The 14,336-nt window shown below is 28.2% G+C and carries 17 protein-coding genes; 3 read left to right on the forward strand and 14 right to left on the reverse strand.

Translation table 11 applies throughout. The annotated features are described in order from the left end of the window. Positions 1 to 37: 37 nt before the first annotated feature. On the reverse strand, positions 38 to 358 hold the full coding sequence (locus tag CNEONATNEC86_RS13395; RefSeq protein WP_058295695.1) for an ArsR/SmtB family transcription factor: 321 nt from the start codon (positions 356 to 358) through the stop codon (positions 38 to 40). A 441-nt stretch (positions 359 to 799) separates the two neighbouring features. On the opposite strand from CNEONATNEC86_RS13395, the gene CNEONATNEC86_RS13400 reads away from it, so the two are divergent. Next, positions 800 to 1,525 carry a tRNA 2-thiocytidine biosynthesis TtcA family protein gene (locus CNEONATNEC86_RS13400; protein ID WP_159136192.1) on the forward strand — a complete coding sequence of 242 codons (726 nt, stop codon included), beginning with the start codon at positions 800 to 802 and terminating at the stop codon, positions 1,523 to 1,525. A 30-nt stretch (positions 1,526 to 1,555) separates the two neighbouring features. Continuing rightward, positions 1,556 to 1,843, forward strand: a complete 288-nt coding sequence (locus CNEONATNEC86_RS13405; RefSeq protein ID WP_058295697.1) for a DUF503 domain-containing protein — start codon at positions 1,556 to 1,558, stop codon at positions 1,841 to 1,843. A 135-nt stretch (positions 1,844 to 1,978) separates the two neighbouring features. On the opposite strand, the gene CNEONATNEC86_RS13410 is transcribed toward CNEONATNEC86_RS13405, so the two are convergent. Further along, positions 1,979 to 2,212: a YgjV family protein gene (locus CNEONATNEC86_RS13410; RefSeq protein ID WP_058295698.1), complete on the reverse strand. Its 234-nt coding sequence runs from the start codon at positions 2,210 to 2,212 to the stop codon at positions 1,979 to 1,981. A gap of 141 nt (positions 2,213 to 2,353) precedes the next feature. Here CNEONATNEC86_RS13410 and CNEONATNEC86_RS13415 point away from each other — a divergent pair, with 141 nt between their 5' ends. Beyond that, positions 2,354 to 2,671: a DUF5661 family protein gene (locus tag CNEONATNEC86_RS13415; protein WP_125148516.1), complete on the forward strand. Its 318-nt coding sequence runs from the start codon at positions 2,354 to 2,356 to the stop codon at positions 2,669 to 2,671. Between the two features lie 494 nt (positions 2,672 to 3,165). On the opposite strand, the gene CNEONATNEC86_RS13420 is transcribed toward CNEONATNEC86_RS13415, so the two are convergent. From CNEONATNEC86_RS13420 to CNEONATNEC86_RS13475, 12 genes are all read right to left on the reverse strand, one after another. Then, the gene (locus CNEONATNEC86_RS13420; RefSeq protein ID WP_058296928.1) at positions 3,166 to 3,840 is read right to left on the reverse strand and encodes an HAD family hydrolase; all 675 of its coding nucleotides are present in this window, start codon (positions 3,838 to 3,840) and stop codon (positions 3,166 to 3,168) included. A 72-nt stretch (positions 3,841 to 3,912) separates the two neighbouring features. Beyond that, positions 3,913 to 4,140: a hypothetical protein gene (locus tag CNEONATNEC86_RS13425; protein ID WP_230132136.1), complete on the reverse strand. Its 228-nt coding sequence runs from the start codon at positions 4,138 to 4,140 to the stop codon at positions 3,913 to 3,915. A gap of 39 nt (positions 4,141 to 4,179) precedes the next feature. After that, positions 4,180 to 5,619, reverse strand: a complete 1,440-nt coding sequence (locus CNEONATNEC86_RS13430) for a DUF4153 domain-containing protein (protein ID WP_159136193.1) — start codon at positions 5,617 to 5,619, stop codon at positions 4,180 to 4,182. 5 nt (positions 5,620 to 5,624) lie between these two features. Next, positions 5,625 to 5,834, reverse strand: a complete 210-nt coding sequence (locus CNEONATNEC86_RS13435) for a helix-turn-helix domain-containing protein (RefSeq protein WP_058295702.1) — start codon at positions 5,832 to 5,834, stop codon at positions 5,625 to 5,627. 14 nt (positions 5,835 to 5,848) lie between these two features. Continuing rightward, positions 5,849 to 6,310, reverse strand: a complete 462-nt coding sequence (locus tag CNEONATNEC86_RS13440) for a DUF2975 domain-containing protein (RefSeq protein WP_125148518.1) — start codon at positions 6,308 to 6,310, stop codon at positions 5,849 to 5,851. Between the two features lie 751 nt (positions 6,311 to 7,061). After that, complete coding sequence (locus tag CNEONATNEC86_RS13445; protein ID WP_058295704.1) at positions 7,062 to 7,553, reverse strand: CarD family transcriptional regulator; 492 nt, start codon at positions 7,551 to 7,553, stop codon at positions 7,062 to 7,064. Positions 7,554 to 8,076: 523 nt separating this feature from the next. Continuing rightward, positions 8,077 to 9,237 carry an iron-containing alcohol dehydrogenase gene (locus CNEONATNEC86_RS13450; protein ID WP_159136194.1) on the reverse strand — a complete coding sequence of 387 codons (1,161 nt, stop codon included), beginning with the start codon at positions 9,235 to 9,237 and terminating at the stop codon, positions 8,077 to 8,079. A gap of 142 nt (positions 9,238 to 9,379) precedes the next feature. Beyond that, positions 9,380 to 9,889, reverse strand: a complete 510-nt coding sequence (locus tag CNEONATNEC86_RS13455) for a GNAT family N-acetyltransferase (RefSeq protein ID WP_159116500.1) — start codon at positions 9,887 to 9,889, stop codon at positions 9,380 to 9,382. A gap of 311 nt (positions 9,890 to 10,200) precedes the next feature. Further along, on the reverse strand, positions 10,201 to 10,575 hold the full coding sequence (locus CNEONATNEC86_RS13460; RefSeq protein WP_125148521.1) for a DUF956 family protein: 375 nt from the start codon (positions 10,573 to 10,575) through the stop codon (positions 10,201 to 10,203). A 181-nt stretch (positions 10,576 to 10,756) separates the two neighbouring features. Next, the gene (locus tag CNEONATNEC86_RS13465; protein WP_058295711.1) at positions 10,757 to 11,668 is read right to left on the reverse strand and encodes a PTS system mannose/fructose/sorbose family transporter subunit IID; all 912 of its coding nucleotides are present in this window, start codon (positions 11,666 to 11,668) and stop codon (positions 10,757 to 10,759) included. Positions 11,669 to 11,686: 18 nt separating this feature from the next. After that, complete coding sequence (locus CNEONATNEC86_RS13470; protein WP_058295712.1) at positions 11,687 to 12,493, reverse strand: PTS mannose/fructose/sorbose transporter subunit IIC; 807 nt, start codon at positions 12,491 to 12,493, stop codon at positions 11,687 to 11,689. Between the two features lie 41 nt (positions 12,494 to 12,534). Further along, positions 12,535 to 13,512, reverse strand: coding sequence for a mannose/fructose/sorbose PTS transporter subunit IIA (locus tag CNEONATNEC86_RS13475; RefSeq protein ID WP_125148522.1), 978 nt, complete (start codon positions 13,510 to 13,512; stop codon positions 12,535 to 12,537). Positions 13,513 to 14,336: the final 824 nt, after the last annotated feature.

A 14,336-nucleotide genomic window follows, 5' to 3' on the forward strand; every position in this document is an offset into this window, starting at 1 on the left:
ATTCTTTAATAATTTCTAGATTAATTATCATATTTTTTTATTCTTCTTTGCATATAGGCTCCTTCACATTCTTTTTATTATTGTCGCAAAATAATTGTTTTAATGACTCTATTAATTCTATACATTTTTTTGAACTTAATTTATAATAATTCCAAGTTCCTTTTTTGTTACATTCAACTAAACCACAATCCATTAACACCTTCATATGGTGTGATAATGTTGGCTGAGTAATATCAAAATTTTTTAATATTTCACATGCACATTTTTCATTACATGATAAAATCTCTATTATCTCAAGTCTGTTTTGATCACTTAAAGCTTTAAAAATTCTCATTTTATCTTCATAATCTAAACTCATTAAATATCCCTCCTAAATATAGATGATTATCTATATTCAATATAAGTATAGATAATCATCTATATTGTGTCAAGAATCTTTTTCCATTATTCATTTATTTAATAATTTTTTATTCTTTAGGAAATTATATTCAGGGATAATCTGTGGATAAGTTATTTTTAAAAATATTGCAATAAACTAAATGCATAGTTCCTAAAGAATAAAAAATAAATTATATGCGCCTGGCCTTTTCTTCGGCAAGCTCAGAAAATCCAGAGTGCGCTGAAAAAAATCGACGGCTTAAAGAATTACGTTTTATAAAAACTATGTATTCTATTGGATTTGTATTTTTATAGAAGACTATATCATAGTCGCCTTGGCGATTTTTTTATAATTGTATTTTTATAAATGAAATATTATACTAAAATAATACTTACTACATGACTTTAGGAGGACATTAAAATGCGGAAATTACTTAGCCAAATGCGTCAAGCAATAAATGATTATAACTTAATAGAAAATGGTGATAAGATTGCTGTTGGTTTATCTGGTGGTAAAGATAGTCTAACACTCCTTCATCTTTTAAATGAATATAAAAAATTTTCACCAGAGGATTTTGAACTTATAGCAATTACTTTAAATCCTGGTAAAGTCGATAATTCACCACTTCATAAATTATGTAAAGATTTAAATATAGAATTTCATGAAATTCAAACAGATATACAAGAAATTGTATTTGACATAAAAAAAGAAAAGAATCCATGCTCTCTTTGTGCCAAACTTCGTCGTGGAATTTTACATAGCACAGCAAAAGAACTTGGCTGTAATAAAGTTGCTTTAGGTCATCATAAAGATGATGCAATAGAAACCCTTATGCTTTCATTATGTTATGAAGGCAGGATTAACTGTTTTTCACCTAAAACATTAATGGATAAAGATACAATAACATTAATTCGTCCTATGGTTTATATTGCAGAAGCCAGCATAAAAAATGTAGCAAAAAAATATAATTTTCCTATAATAACAAACCCATGTCCTGCTGATAAAAAAACTAAACGAGAAGATATAAAAAATTTAATTCATGAGCTAGATGGAAGAATGCCTGGCTTTAAGAAAAACTTATTTGGTGCATTAACTAACTCAAAAGAACTTTTTATTTGGGATAAAGAAGAAATCAAAAAGCAATAATAAATTTGAAAGGCTTGGTGGCTATCTATTATGAAAGTTTTATTCTTAAAAATCACTTTAAGGGCTTCATATGTTCATTCTTTAAAAGAAAAGAGAATGATAATAAGAAGTATAACTCAGCGATTGAAAAATAAATTTAATATATCCATAGCAGAATGTGATACTCAAGATATTCATACAATAATAAACATAGGTATTGTAAGCTTATGTGAATCTTCATCACAAGTTGATTCAAAAGCTGAAGATATAATTAACTTTATTGAATGTAATACAGATGCCGAAATCATAAATATAGAAAAAGATGAAGATATATTTTAAAATGATTATTAAAATTTAATAATGGACGTACTATCAGAGTTTAGTGGATAACAACCAAAATTCAATATATGATATGCTCGATTGTATGGAAATTTTATTTCGATTATTTCACCTTAAACTCAGTACGTCCCTATATTATTTACTATCATTATTATACATTTTAAACAAGTAATATATATTGGTAAATGATATTATTAAGTTTACTATTGCTACAGGATATGATTTTATTATAAATCCATATACAGTGAACAATATTGCTCCAGATAAATTAATAAGCCTAAGTTTGACTATATCTTTCATAAACATTGATATTCCAATTAATATGGAGGCCAGATATCCCACATATTCAATCCATGCTACATTATTCATAAATACACCTCTTCTTTATTTATTATCTTTAGTTTGTGATTTTAAGATGATTTTATCCTAAGTGTAAATATATAATATATTCATCACATGAAATATCTTTATTCATATATTAATATATAATAATATCTTGGAGCTCAAACTATGAAATATATAAATGGAGTACTTTCAAAATTTAGAGGAGAAAAAACAAAACCACTCTTTACAACATCTGAAGCACGTGAAATAGCACATAAATTAAACATTGACTTTTCTAAAGAGAAATTTGATTTGAACCAATTTACAATGGGACTTAATGTTGAATTAGAACATGGAACTAAATTTCCTAATACTAATGTAACTAATGATGATCCAATATTAACTGGTAAAATCGCTTTGGCACATTTAATGGAATTTCCTGACTATTATACTAGATTAAAAAAATTAGAAAGCGAAGCATCTGCTTATTGGAAAACAAAATAAGAAGTTTTTAATAATATAAAAGTAAATACAATAAATAATATAGATATCTAGTTGTTTATAATTAAATATTTGTGTCTATAATCTAAACAGACATAATATATTCTAAACCTCAAAAAGGAGATAACTAAATTAATAGTTGTCTCCATTTTATTATGTAATAAATTATACCTCATTATTACTATCTCCTTAAAATTATTTCAATTCAGATAATTTAAGTAAATTTTACTTTTATGTTATATAATTTCTTTTAATTTATAATCTTTAACTATAAAATAAAAGTCGGCTAAAGAAATTAATCTCTAACCGGCTTTTATTGTCTTCTAAGATTCTATAGGTTGTATTAAAGTTAAATTTTGAGTAATTTTTGTAATTACATTATATATCAAATTTATACAATATAACATATTTTTGAACACATTTTAACATTTTTAACAAATTGTTCATTACTATATTTTAAATTATATACTTTTGGAAATTGAGGCTTTTGAATTTCATTATAATAATATTTCCAATAAATCTTCAGGTTTACTAACTATGTACGAAGCCCTAGCCTGTGTAAGTTCAACAACATCGCCATATCCATAAAGAACACCTATAGCTTTAATATTATTTTCCTTAGCCCCTATAATGTCGTGTTCTCTATCCCCTATCATTATAACTTGTGATAAATTTAAAACTTCATTATCATTTAATGTGTTTCTAAAATTATCTAATGCATATTTAATTACATCACCTTTTTTTACTCTTGTTTCTTCAAAATCAGCTCCTGCAATTATAGTAAAATATTTGTCCACATTAAAATGTTCTAATATTTTCTTTGCATGAACTTCTGGCTTTGATGTTGCCACAATTAATTCTTTACCACTCTTCTTTAGAGCCTTTAATACATCAACAATACCATCATATAGTGAGTTTTCAAACATTCCTTTTTCTTCATAGTATTCTCTAAATACTTTAATGCCTTCTGTTGCCTTTTCTTCATCAAAATTATAAAACTTCATATAAGAATCCCTTAGTGGAGGACCAACAAACTTCTTTAATTCATTAATATCTTCTACATTTATTCCAAAATGCTTTAATGCATATTGAACAGCTTTTGTTATTCCTTCTCCTGAATCAGTTATTGTTCCATCTAAATCAAATAATATATACTTAAAATTATTCATGATATATTCCTCCATAAACTTATGTCTTTAAGTATTATATCATGAATTTCCTATTTATTAATATCATATATTAAACTACTTTTGATTCTTAAACAAACTAATCCCACTTAAAATGCAAATTAATATTAAACAAAATAATTCAATCCAATTCATTACATTCAAAAAATCTCCTCCAAGTACTATGCTTGGAGAAGTATTAAATTCATCTACATATATGCCAAGATTCCAAAATAGTTTTAATGAAATTATCAAAGAAAAAATGCCTAATATAAATATAATCATATTAAAAAACTTATCCTTCAAGATTATAATTCTCCTTCTCTTACTGAAAATAAATCCACTTTAATTTTTTTCTATACTTTTATATGCATTATATTTAGCAATATTAAAGCTCTGCCATTTATTATTATTTTCTAATCTTTTTTCATATTTATATAACATATAATCTGCATCTGAATCATATTTTCCCATTTCTAACAATGGTTTAACAGCTGATACACTAAGGCTATCAAATGAACTTATGGTATCTACATTTTTTTCTATATATAAATTAGCATTATATCTACCTATTACATAATCTATATTGCAGTAATTTAATCCAATAAACATAGCAACAAAAATAATAAATACATTTTTTAATAAGTTAAATTTTTTTGAATATATTTTTATACAAATACATACCAAAATAACTGAAAGTAATATTAAAAACCACGCTGTATATATTCTTAAAATTGTTAAACCATAAGCACTAATATATAATATCATTTTGGAAAGTGCAGAAATAACAAGAAACAAAGTGAATATCGTAATAAAAGTCATATATATATTCAAGACCTTTTTCTTTTTTATACTTTTTTTATCTTTTACAAACAAATCTAATAAAACCACAAAAGCCACATTAATCATTGTTAAAGGAATGCATTCAAAAAATCCTCTTCGCGCATATTCAGAGAATGTATAATCTTTAGGTAATATTCCTTGAAAAGCAGAAATAAAATATGTCAATTGTGAAAAGCAAAATAAAATATATATAGCACATATTATTGATATAACTGTAATTGCAATTGTAAAATCTAATATCTCTAAATTATAATTATCACTTTTCAATATTTTTTCTTTTTCATAATGAGTAATTCCATAAATAAAACTATACATAGGGAAAAATATCATAAATAATGTTATTAATCTTCGTAATATTTTTGTAAATACTTTAAAGTTTATATTCATAAAAATGTTCTCTATTATTCCTGTAAATGCAGCATCACTTCTCATTAATAGCGGAACAATTATTATAGTCATGAACAATCCAATGAACAGCCCTAAAGATACCTTAAAAATACGATTCGCTTTTTCTTTAGATATGCTTTTAAAATCTTTTATAACATTCATACACTTAAAAATATTTACAAATGGATACAACATCCCTACTTCATATATATTAATGAACCATTTTAATGAATATTTTTCACATGAATTTATACTATAAATATCTGCTGTATTTAATATAATTAAGATCCATAAAAATAAAATATTTAATATTTTTAAAACTAAATTGTCAAATAATAGAAAACAGAAACCTGCCATTATTATAGGAAGAAATAACATATTTTCTTTTATATCAATTTTTATATTTTTCCTTTTAGCCTGAAGAAAAATAAATACATAATAAATAACTATATATAAAGGAACTGCTATTCCAAATCCACCAAATAAAAATAACTCGTTTATTGACACTGCTAATATCAATGTCCAAAATAATACAGTCTTTTCATTATATTCCACCACCATCACTCCTCTTTCACATATTCAAGCAAGTCTCCTGGCTGACACTCTAACGTTTCGCATAATGCTTCAAGTGTTGAAAATCTTATTGCCTTACCTTTGTTATTTTTTAATATAGAAAGATTTGCTAGTGTTATTCCAACTTTTTCAGATAATTCATTCATGCTCATTTTTCTTTTTGCTAGCATTACATCCAAATTAACTATTATCGCCACATCCATCACCCTCTCTATATTGTCAATTCATTTTCTGTCTGTATTTCAACTGCAAGTTCTACCAATTTGAACAATATTGCTGACACAAGTGATATCATAAATGCTCCAATTGTAATTGTAAAAACGCCTAATGTTAATGCCATAAAGATGCACATGTATATATAACATATAAAAATCCCAAGTGAACATATGCTTATAACCTTTAAACTTGATACGCTACTTTGCGAAAATGGAGTTCTATTAATAATATTCTTACATAGCTTAAGTGTCATAAATAAAATTGCCAATGCTAATATTCCTGTAATATATAAAATTATTAATAATTCCGTATGATTTACTAGTGAATAGAATGTACTACCCTTAAATATTATAGGAATTATTTTAGGAAGTCCTATAATAAGAATTAACATTATGATAATTCCAATAAAAACTACCCCATATAGTGCTTTACTCAATATATTTGCTTTCATATCCATTAAAAATCACCTCTTCCACATTATAGTTTATGTAATTATGTTTTTCAATAGTTTTTTATCGAAAAACAATAAATTTTTATTGAAGTATGATATTTCATATAGGTGACATACAATTTAAATAAGTGATGTATAATAGAAGCTTAGTGGGAAATAACCAAAATAAAGCTCTCAAATTTGGCTCGCTTGCTGCAAAAATGAAGCTAAAAATTTAAACATCAATGATTGTGCCCAAAAACGTTTGCTCCAATGCAAAAAGGAAACATCTTCATAAGTATGTGAAGATCGGCTATACTGCTAGGCTCATGCCTCACCAAGCATTATATGCAAAAGAGCAGCAATGTTGCAATACGGTCTTTTCTTATTTATTGTGGCACAGCTAAAAAGATATTTCTATAACTAATTAAAATTTATATTTTAAGGAATTTACAATTATTGGTATATAAATTATAATCAAGAAAAATCATACACCATTATTTTAGAGAAAAACAAAGAAATTCAATATATGAATATGCGTAGTATTGTATTGAAAATTTGAGTTATTAAATTCTTAGAGAGAGGCTGTTCCAAAATTGTTTGTCAAACACTTGTTGTTGGAGCAAACATTTTTGGGCACAGCCTCTGTCTGTAGAATTTTTAACTCAAATTTTCCTACAATACGAGCATATCATATATTGAATTTCGGTTGTTATCCACTAAACTCTGATTCTACGTCCCTTATTTATGTTGTACAGAATCACCTTATTATAATTTATTAATATTTTATTGCCTTCTTTAATAAATTAGTTGAATCTTCTATTGATAATTCTTTTGCATAAGAAATTTCTTCAATTAGAGAATCTTTAACATTTTTTAAAACCTGCTTTTCTGCTGCATTTAATTTACTATTTATTTTAACTTGAGTTAAATCATATATAACCTCTAGAGTACCTCTTAGCGATCCTGATTTTACCCTTTCTGAATTAGCAGCCATTCGCTCTTTTGATGTATATTCCTTATATTCATTCTTCTCTGACATAGCATTATTAATACTTTCCAATCCTCTATCTATAGCCTCTGAATCACTTACTAATCTAAGGTTTGATACATAAGCTCTACTAACTGGTAAACTTAATATCATAGTATTATTAAAAATTTTTATTTTATAATAATCTTGCTTTTCACCTTTAAATTCTCTTTTTTCAATGTCACTTATTACCCCTATTCCTTGGCTTGGATAAACCACCTTATCTCCAATGTTAAACAAAAAAATCTCCTCCTAAATTGCATGATATATCTATTATATCATATTTAGATTTTTTTTGCTAATTTTTAATTTTATCACGCTGATTTATTATAGTCAATATTTTTTATTATATATTTACTATTCAATTTAAACTGAATAATTATTGTATATATTTAAACTTAGGTCTACACAAAAATACTAATTCTCTTATTAAATTTCAATATATATATTCCAATAAATAATCTGTATGCAATTTAAGAAATCTTAAAAATATTTCAACAGTAGTTGCCAATTATATATTGTAAATTGTTAATTAGAACTTATATATTATATAAACTTAAAATCTATAATTATATATATATGTTGCAATTACTTTTCTACATTTTATATGCTGGTATTTACTTATCCTGTAAACATCTTAAACGAAATTTTATTATCTCAACATATATAAAAAGAAATATGAATATTTCGAAACTAATATAAATATTCATATTTCTTAAAATAATTTTTAAAAGCACTTTTTAAAAATATTCTTAGAATTATACTATAAACACATTTCTAAAATTTTGCGTACGTCACCTTCATTTAATGGAACATAAGCATAAGCTAAACCACCATGCGAAACAGCAGCTTTTGCCATATTATCAAAATATGTTTCATCTATGTTAAGTTCTTCTAATGTCATAGGAATACCACAGTCTTTAAAGAATTTTTCTGTTGCATCTATTGCTTCATTAGCAAGAGCAAACTTATCTTCTTTAACAGGCATATGCCATACATTTATTGCATATTCAACAAATTTATCCACCGTATTTTCACTTAAAATATATCTCATCCATCTTGGAGTTACTATGGCAAGACCAACACCATGTGTTATGTCATAAAATGCACTTAATTCATGTTCTATAGGATGACAGCTCCAAGCCCCTTCTTTTCCACTTCCACAAAGTCCATTAAGTGCCATTGAACTAGCCCACATTAAATTTGCACGTGCTTCGTAATTTTCAGGATCTTTCAAAGCTATAGTACAATACTTAATACAAGTTTGTAATAATCCTTCTGCAAATTTATCTTGAACGAAAGCATCAGTTGTTTTACTAAAATATTCTTCAAATACGTGTGACATAATATCAGCAGTTCCAGCTGCTGTTTGAATACTTGGTAATGTGTATAAATATTCTGGATCACAAATAGAAGTTTTAGGTATCATATTCCATGAAGATGTACCTAATTTTTCATTGGTATCCATTTTAGATATAACAGCAAATTGATCCATTTCTGAACCTGTTGCTGCCATTGTTAAAACTGTTACTATTGGAAGTACCTTATCTATTTTTGATGGTTCTTTCACTAAGTCCCAAGTATCACCTTCATAACTTACTCCTGCTGCAACGACTTTTGAACAATCAATTGTGCTACCACCACCTACTGCTAATACAACATCTATATTGTTTTCTCTGCAGAGCTCAACACCACGTCTTACTGTTTCAATTCTTGGGTTTGGTTCAATACCATCTAGCTCTACTATATTAAAGTCCTTTAATAGCTCCTTTATTGTGTTATAAATGCCATTTCTTTTTATACTTCCACCACCATAAGCTAAAAGCACATTTTTACCATATCCTTTTAATACCTCTGGAAGATTGGAGATTTGTCCTTTACCAAATAGCATCTCAGTATAAGCATTAAATTTAAAATTAACCATTTCTATTCCTCCCATTTTATATAATAATATTCTTTATAAATATAGTATAACTCTTAAAGGTATATCCAGGTCAATATAAATATGCTATATATTTGAAATTTATTGTAAATCACTAATATTTTCTTGCATTTTAAGAGTTGATTCAATAATATAATATTTTTTCGAATGCTATCCTTTTGCTTCTATCTTCTAGATAAATTACCCCACAATATTTAAAACCATTTTTTTTAAGAAATTTTTGCATTGATAAATTTTCTTCATGTGTATCGATCTTTATACTCATTATATTTTTATTTTTGCACATCTCTTCTACACTTTTTAAAATTAGACTTGATAAACCCAAACCTTTATATTCGTTATCAATAGCTATTCTATGAATTACAGCATATTTATCATTACTTATCCAATTCCCCTCATATATAAAATCATATGTTCTTTCTTTATCAAAAGATATTGCCGCTGTTCCAACAATACTATTGTCTTTTACTAAAACATAACTTATTTTATTATTAATATCAGCAAGTATGGTATCTTCATTGGGATAGTTATTTTGCCATTGATCTATACCTTTTTTCTTAAAATAATTTTGTGCTTGATGTATTATGTTCATTATACTTTCAATATCACTTTTTGATGATTTTCTTAATTCCATGCTATTCACCACTTAACTTTTGTTATTTAATTTGTACCTTAACATATTACTACATTTTTAATATTCATTATAGTAATTATACAAAATTCTTAAGCATTTACTCTTCGTTCTTCTTCCTATTTTGGAAGTTTATTTTCTGCAACTGTATAATTCCCTGGCATAAGAATATTATAACTACCATCTAATTGGAATTTGCTATAGATTTTTTGACAAACTCCTTTAAAAACTAATTCAATAATACTTCATTTTCAAAAATCAATAACCCCAACAAAAATACTATAGATTTTGTGGGGTTATTGTGAAAACTAATATTATTTTTTATTAAATATTGATTTTATTGATCGCTTCAGCACATCAAAGAAACTTAATGAAGAAACTATATGATCTGGATCTACATAATTTCTAACAGTCCTAAGTACTCTTTTTGCATCTTTAGAAGCAAAGGTATAAGTACCATTTTTCTTTGTGCGGACTGCATATCGTGGAATCCACTTGCCTTTAAACAATATCGATACAATTACATAATCAACCTCTTCCCATGGAATCTGAATGAATTTACGAGGATCACGAGAATTATAAAACTCAAACCCTTTATCGCCAATCATTATTTTCCCATAGTCTGTAAGCCCCGCAAAAGATGTTGCATCAATTGTAAGGTCCACTTTTGTATTAAGTGATTGAACCATCTATCCTACCTCTTTTCTGATTATAAGTACTTTTATTTATATTATACATTTTATATCAATGATCAGAAAGCTGATTAATAGCAACTATATTTTACTGATTCATTTAATTGATATTCCAAAGATTATTTTTTTATTTTATATTAACAAAGCCTGAGCTAAAAGCCCAGGCAAAACAAAAATGTTACATTAATCCAATTAAGTGGAATACAATACCAATTAAGAATAATCCAAGGATAATAATAATTGGAGATACTTTCTTCTTAAGTAACCACATACAAATTAGTGTGATTAATAATCCTGCAAGACCAGGAATTAATGAATCTAAGTTATTTTGTAATGTTGTAACTTTTTCCGGAGTTAATGACATACCAGATGCTTGTTGCATTAGAGCTTGTTTTATACCTTCTGCTCCAGCTGGTAGACTACTCCAGTCAATGTAAGCACCCTCACTTAACTTAACTGATGATACTACTGGAGCAAAGCTTACAGATACCCATCTGTTAACCAATGATCCTAATATGAACATACCAAGGATGGATGCTCCTTTTGTAATATCTTGTAATATACCACCAGATAAATCCTCGGTAATACGAGATCCTGCTTTGTAACCAAACTCTTGTGTATACCACATAAATGCCATACGGATAATATTCCAAGCGAAAAAGTAAATAAATGGTCCAAGTATATTACCACTCATAGCAAGGGAAGCAGCTAATGCCCCTAAAATCGGCTTAACAGTAAACCAGAAAACTGGATCTCCAATACCAGCTAAAGGTCCCATCATACCAACTTTAACACCTTGAATAGTTATGTCATCGATTGGTGCACCATTTGCACGTTCTTCTTCTAAAGCTAATGTTACACCAATGATTGGTGAAGCTACATATGGGTGAGTGTTAAAGAATTCTAAATGACGTTTTAATGCATCTGCTCTTTCTTCTTTAGTCTTGTATAATTTTTTGATTGCAGGAATCATTGCAAATGCCCATCCACCGTTTTGCATTCTTTCATAGTTCCAAGAACCTTGAAGGAAAGTTGAACGCAACCAAACAGAAATACGATCTTTTTTTGTTAATTTTAATTCTTTTGCCATTTTATGTCCTCTCCCTTCTTAGTATCTATCAATGAGATCCCCGACTGGATCTCCTGTATTTGAGCTTCCGCCATTACCTGAACCACCTTGTTTAGAAAGTGCCAAGTAAACAAGAGCTAAAGCAACACCTATTGCACCAAGTCCGATAAGTGTAATTTGTGAAACAGTTGCTAATACAAAACCGATTGCAAAGAATGGCCATACTTCTTTTGTAGCCATCATGTTAATTACCATTGCGTAACCAACAGCTACAACCATTCCACCACCGATTGCTAAACCATCTGTTAACCAAGCAGGCATAGAATTAAGTAATGAACTAATTGGAGCAGCTCCAATTGCTAAAATCAAGGCTGCTGGAATTGCAATACGTACACCTTGCATACAAATAGCAATAACATGCCATATTTCAACTTTTCTCATATTTCCTTGTTTAGCGGCAGCATCCATGAAATGTACAAACGCTGTAGCAATAGTACGACAAATAATTGTTAATAATAAACCTGCAACTGCTAGAGGAACAGCAAGAGCGATTGCTGAAGCAACTCCTGCTTCACCTTGTCCTCCAAGAACTAGAATGATTGCCGATGCAACTGATGCAAGCGCTGCATCTGGTGCTACAGCAGCACCGATATTTGCCCAACCTAAAGCAATCATTTGAAGAGTACCACCTAAGATTAGGCATGGTACTAAATTACCTGTAACTAAGCCAATTAATGTACAAGCAACTACTGGTTGATGAAAATGGAATTCATCCAAGATACCTTCTACACCAGCTAGAAATGCTACAATAATGACTAATATAATTTGAACTATATTCAAATCCATAATTGTTATCCTCCTTCTTTATCTAACTTTATCTAACTAAATTATTTTTGTTTATTTAATTCTTCTTGTGCCTTTTTCATAATTTCATTCATATTACCTTTTGAATCACTTGGCACTTTACGAACATCAAAATCAAGGCCAGATTTTTCTAACTTCTTGAATGTATCAATGTCGTTCTGATCAAAAGCAAGCACTTTGTTTGGTTGAACCTTACCAATAGAGTGAGCCATTGAACCAACATTAATTGTCTTTAAAGGTACTCCACCTTCTACAACTCTAAGTACATCTTGTGGGTTTTCAAAAAGAAGCATTGCACGTTGCCCACCAAAATGCTGATCATCTTTTGCCAGTTTAATCATATGATCAACTGGTACAACATGAGCTTTAACTCCTGGAGGAGCTGCTTGTTGAATTAGATTTTTACGAAGCTTGTCCCTTGCTACTCCATCAGAAACAACAATGATTCTTGTAGGATGCATAGCCTTTGTCCAAGCTGTTGCTACTTGACCATGAAGTAGACGTGAATCAATACGAGCCAAAACATACTCAAATGATCCAGGTGCACCTGAATTAGACTGTGCCGCTGAATCTCCAGAAGCATTGCCAGCATCAGCTGGTTCTAATTCTTCAGGCTTAACTTTGACTCCTTCTTTAGCGGAGTTTGTGATATAAGCCGCAATTTCGTGTGCAGATTCCATTGAAATACGTGCACCATAAGCTTCAATAAGCATTGGTAAATTTAATCCAGCTACAATTGCCCACTTGTCTTTATGTTCTTCAAATAGACCATTAGCCTGATTAAATGGTGTACCTCCCCAGAGATCAACTAAGAATAAGACTTCATCTTGGTTGTCCAAGGATGCTATTGCATCTTTCATTTTTGCTTTAAGATCATCAGGTCCTTCACTTGGCATTAATGTAACAGCTCTAACATTTTCTTGTTCTCCGAAAATCATTGAACCAGACTGCATTATACCTTTAGCAAATTCTCCGTGACTAGCAAGAATAATTCCTACCATGTTTTATACCTCCTATTTTTTTATTTGTTACCAAAACAAAAAAAGACATAAACACTCGGAAATAAAATAATACAATAGTTGTTTATATCTCATCACATTTTTGTACACTGAATTTAATCATGTAAAATAGTATAATACCTAAATAGTAATGTACAAAACGTGTAATATTATAAACAAATATTACATTTATTCTATTATTTTCCTCATGCTTATGCCTGATCGAATCAGTAACACGCTAAATATTATTTTTTTATTGCAGTCATTTAGGAGCTTTCATTAGGCTTCCTTTTTGACTACGTTTTCAGTTTATCACTTTTTTAGCTCCATGTCAATACATTCTACATATTTTTGGTTTTTAAGTAGTTTATTGAGAGAATCATCATGGTTTTTATGACTCATAAAACATTTCCTTTTCTATTATACTAACCTTAAATAAGGGACGTAGAAAGTTTAGATTGGAATAACCGAAATAAAGCTCTTATGTGTGGCTCGCTTGCTACAAAAATGAAGCTAAGAATTCAAACATGCAGACATTGTACCCACAAATGTTTGCACCAATGTAAAATTGGACAAACAATTGTGGAACAAGTCTACATGAAGAATTCTAAAGCGTCATTTTTGAATGCAAGACACCGCCAACATAAGAGCTTTATTTCTTTGTTTCATCTAAATTCAGAGTAGTGGTATTATTGTTGCTATACATAAATACATTTTTAAATTAAGGAATAGTTATTTATATATGTTAAAGATTTAAAAGGTTAATATTTTATCATTTTTAAAAAGATATAGATTTATAAATATCAGAATATATATTCTTACGAATT

Origin of the sequence: Clostridium neonatale, assembly GCF_900465025.1 — a bacterium.
GTDB classification, from domain to species: Bacteria; Bacillota; Clostridia; order Clostridiales; family Clostridiaceae; genus Clostridium; species Clostridium neonatale.

What these genes read in the sequence shown, in the direction of transcription:
- CNEONATNEC86_RS13395 (WP_058295695.1), bottom strand. Translation starts at nt 358, where the DNA reads ATGAGTTTAGATTATGAAGATAAAATGAGAATTTTTAAAGCTTTAAGT.
- CNEONATNEC86_RS13400 (WP_159136192.1), top strand. Translation starts at nt 800, where the DNA reads ATGCGGAAATTACTTAGCCAAATGCGTCAAGCAATAAATGATTATAAC.
- CNEONATNEC86_RS13405 (WP_058295697.1), top strand. Translation starts at nt 1,556, where the DNA reads ATGAAAGTTTTATTCTTAAAAATCACTTTAAGGGCTTCATATGTTCAT.
- CNEONATNEC86_RS13410 (WP_058295698.1), bottom strand. Translation starts at nt 2,212, where the DNA reads ATGAATAATGTAGCATGGATTGAATATGTGGGATATCTGGCCTCCATA.
- CNEONATNEC86_RS13415 (WP_125148516.1), top strand. Translation starts at nt 2,354, where the DNA reads ATGAAATATATAAATGGAGTACTTTCAAAATTTAGAGGAGAAAAAACA.
- CNEONATNEC86_RS13440 (WP_125148518.1), bottom strand. Translation starts at nt 6,310, where the DNA reads ATGGATATGAAAGCAAATATATTGAGTAAAGCACTATATGGGGTAGTT.
- CNEONATNEC86_RS13450 (WP_159136194.1), bottom strand. Translation starts at nt 9,237, where the DNA reads ATGGTTAATTTTAAATTTAATGCTTATACTGAGATGCTATTTGGTAAA.
- CNEONATNEC86_RS13455 (WP_159116500.1), bottom strand. Translation starts at nt 9,889, where the DNA reads ATGGAATTAAGAAAATCATCAAAAAGTGATATTGAAAGTATAATGAAC.
- CNEONATNEC86_RS13460 (WP_125148521.1), bottom strand. Translation starts at nt 10,575, where the DNA reads ATGGTTCAATCACTTAATACAAAAGTGGACCTTACAATTGATGCAACA.
- CNEONATNEC86_RS13465 (WP_058295711.1), bottom strand. Translation starts at nt 11,668, where the DNA reads ATGGCAAAAGAATTAAAATTAACAAAAAAAGATCGTATTTCTGTTTGG.
- CNEONATNEC86_RS13470 (WP_058295712.1), bottom strand. Translation starts at nt 12,493, where the DNA reads ATGGATTTGAATATAGTTCAAATTATATTAGTCATTATTGTAGCATTT.
- CNEONATNEC86_RS13475 (WP_125148522.1), bottom strand. Translation starts at nt 13,512, where the DNA reads ATGGTAGGAATTATTCTTGCTAGTCACGGAGAATTTGCTAAAGGTATA.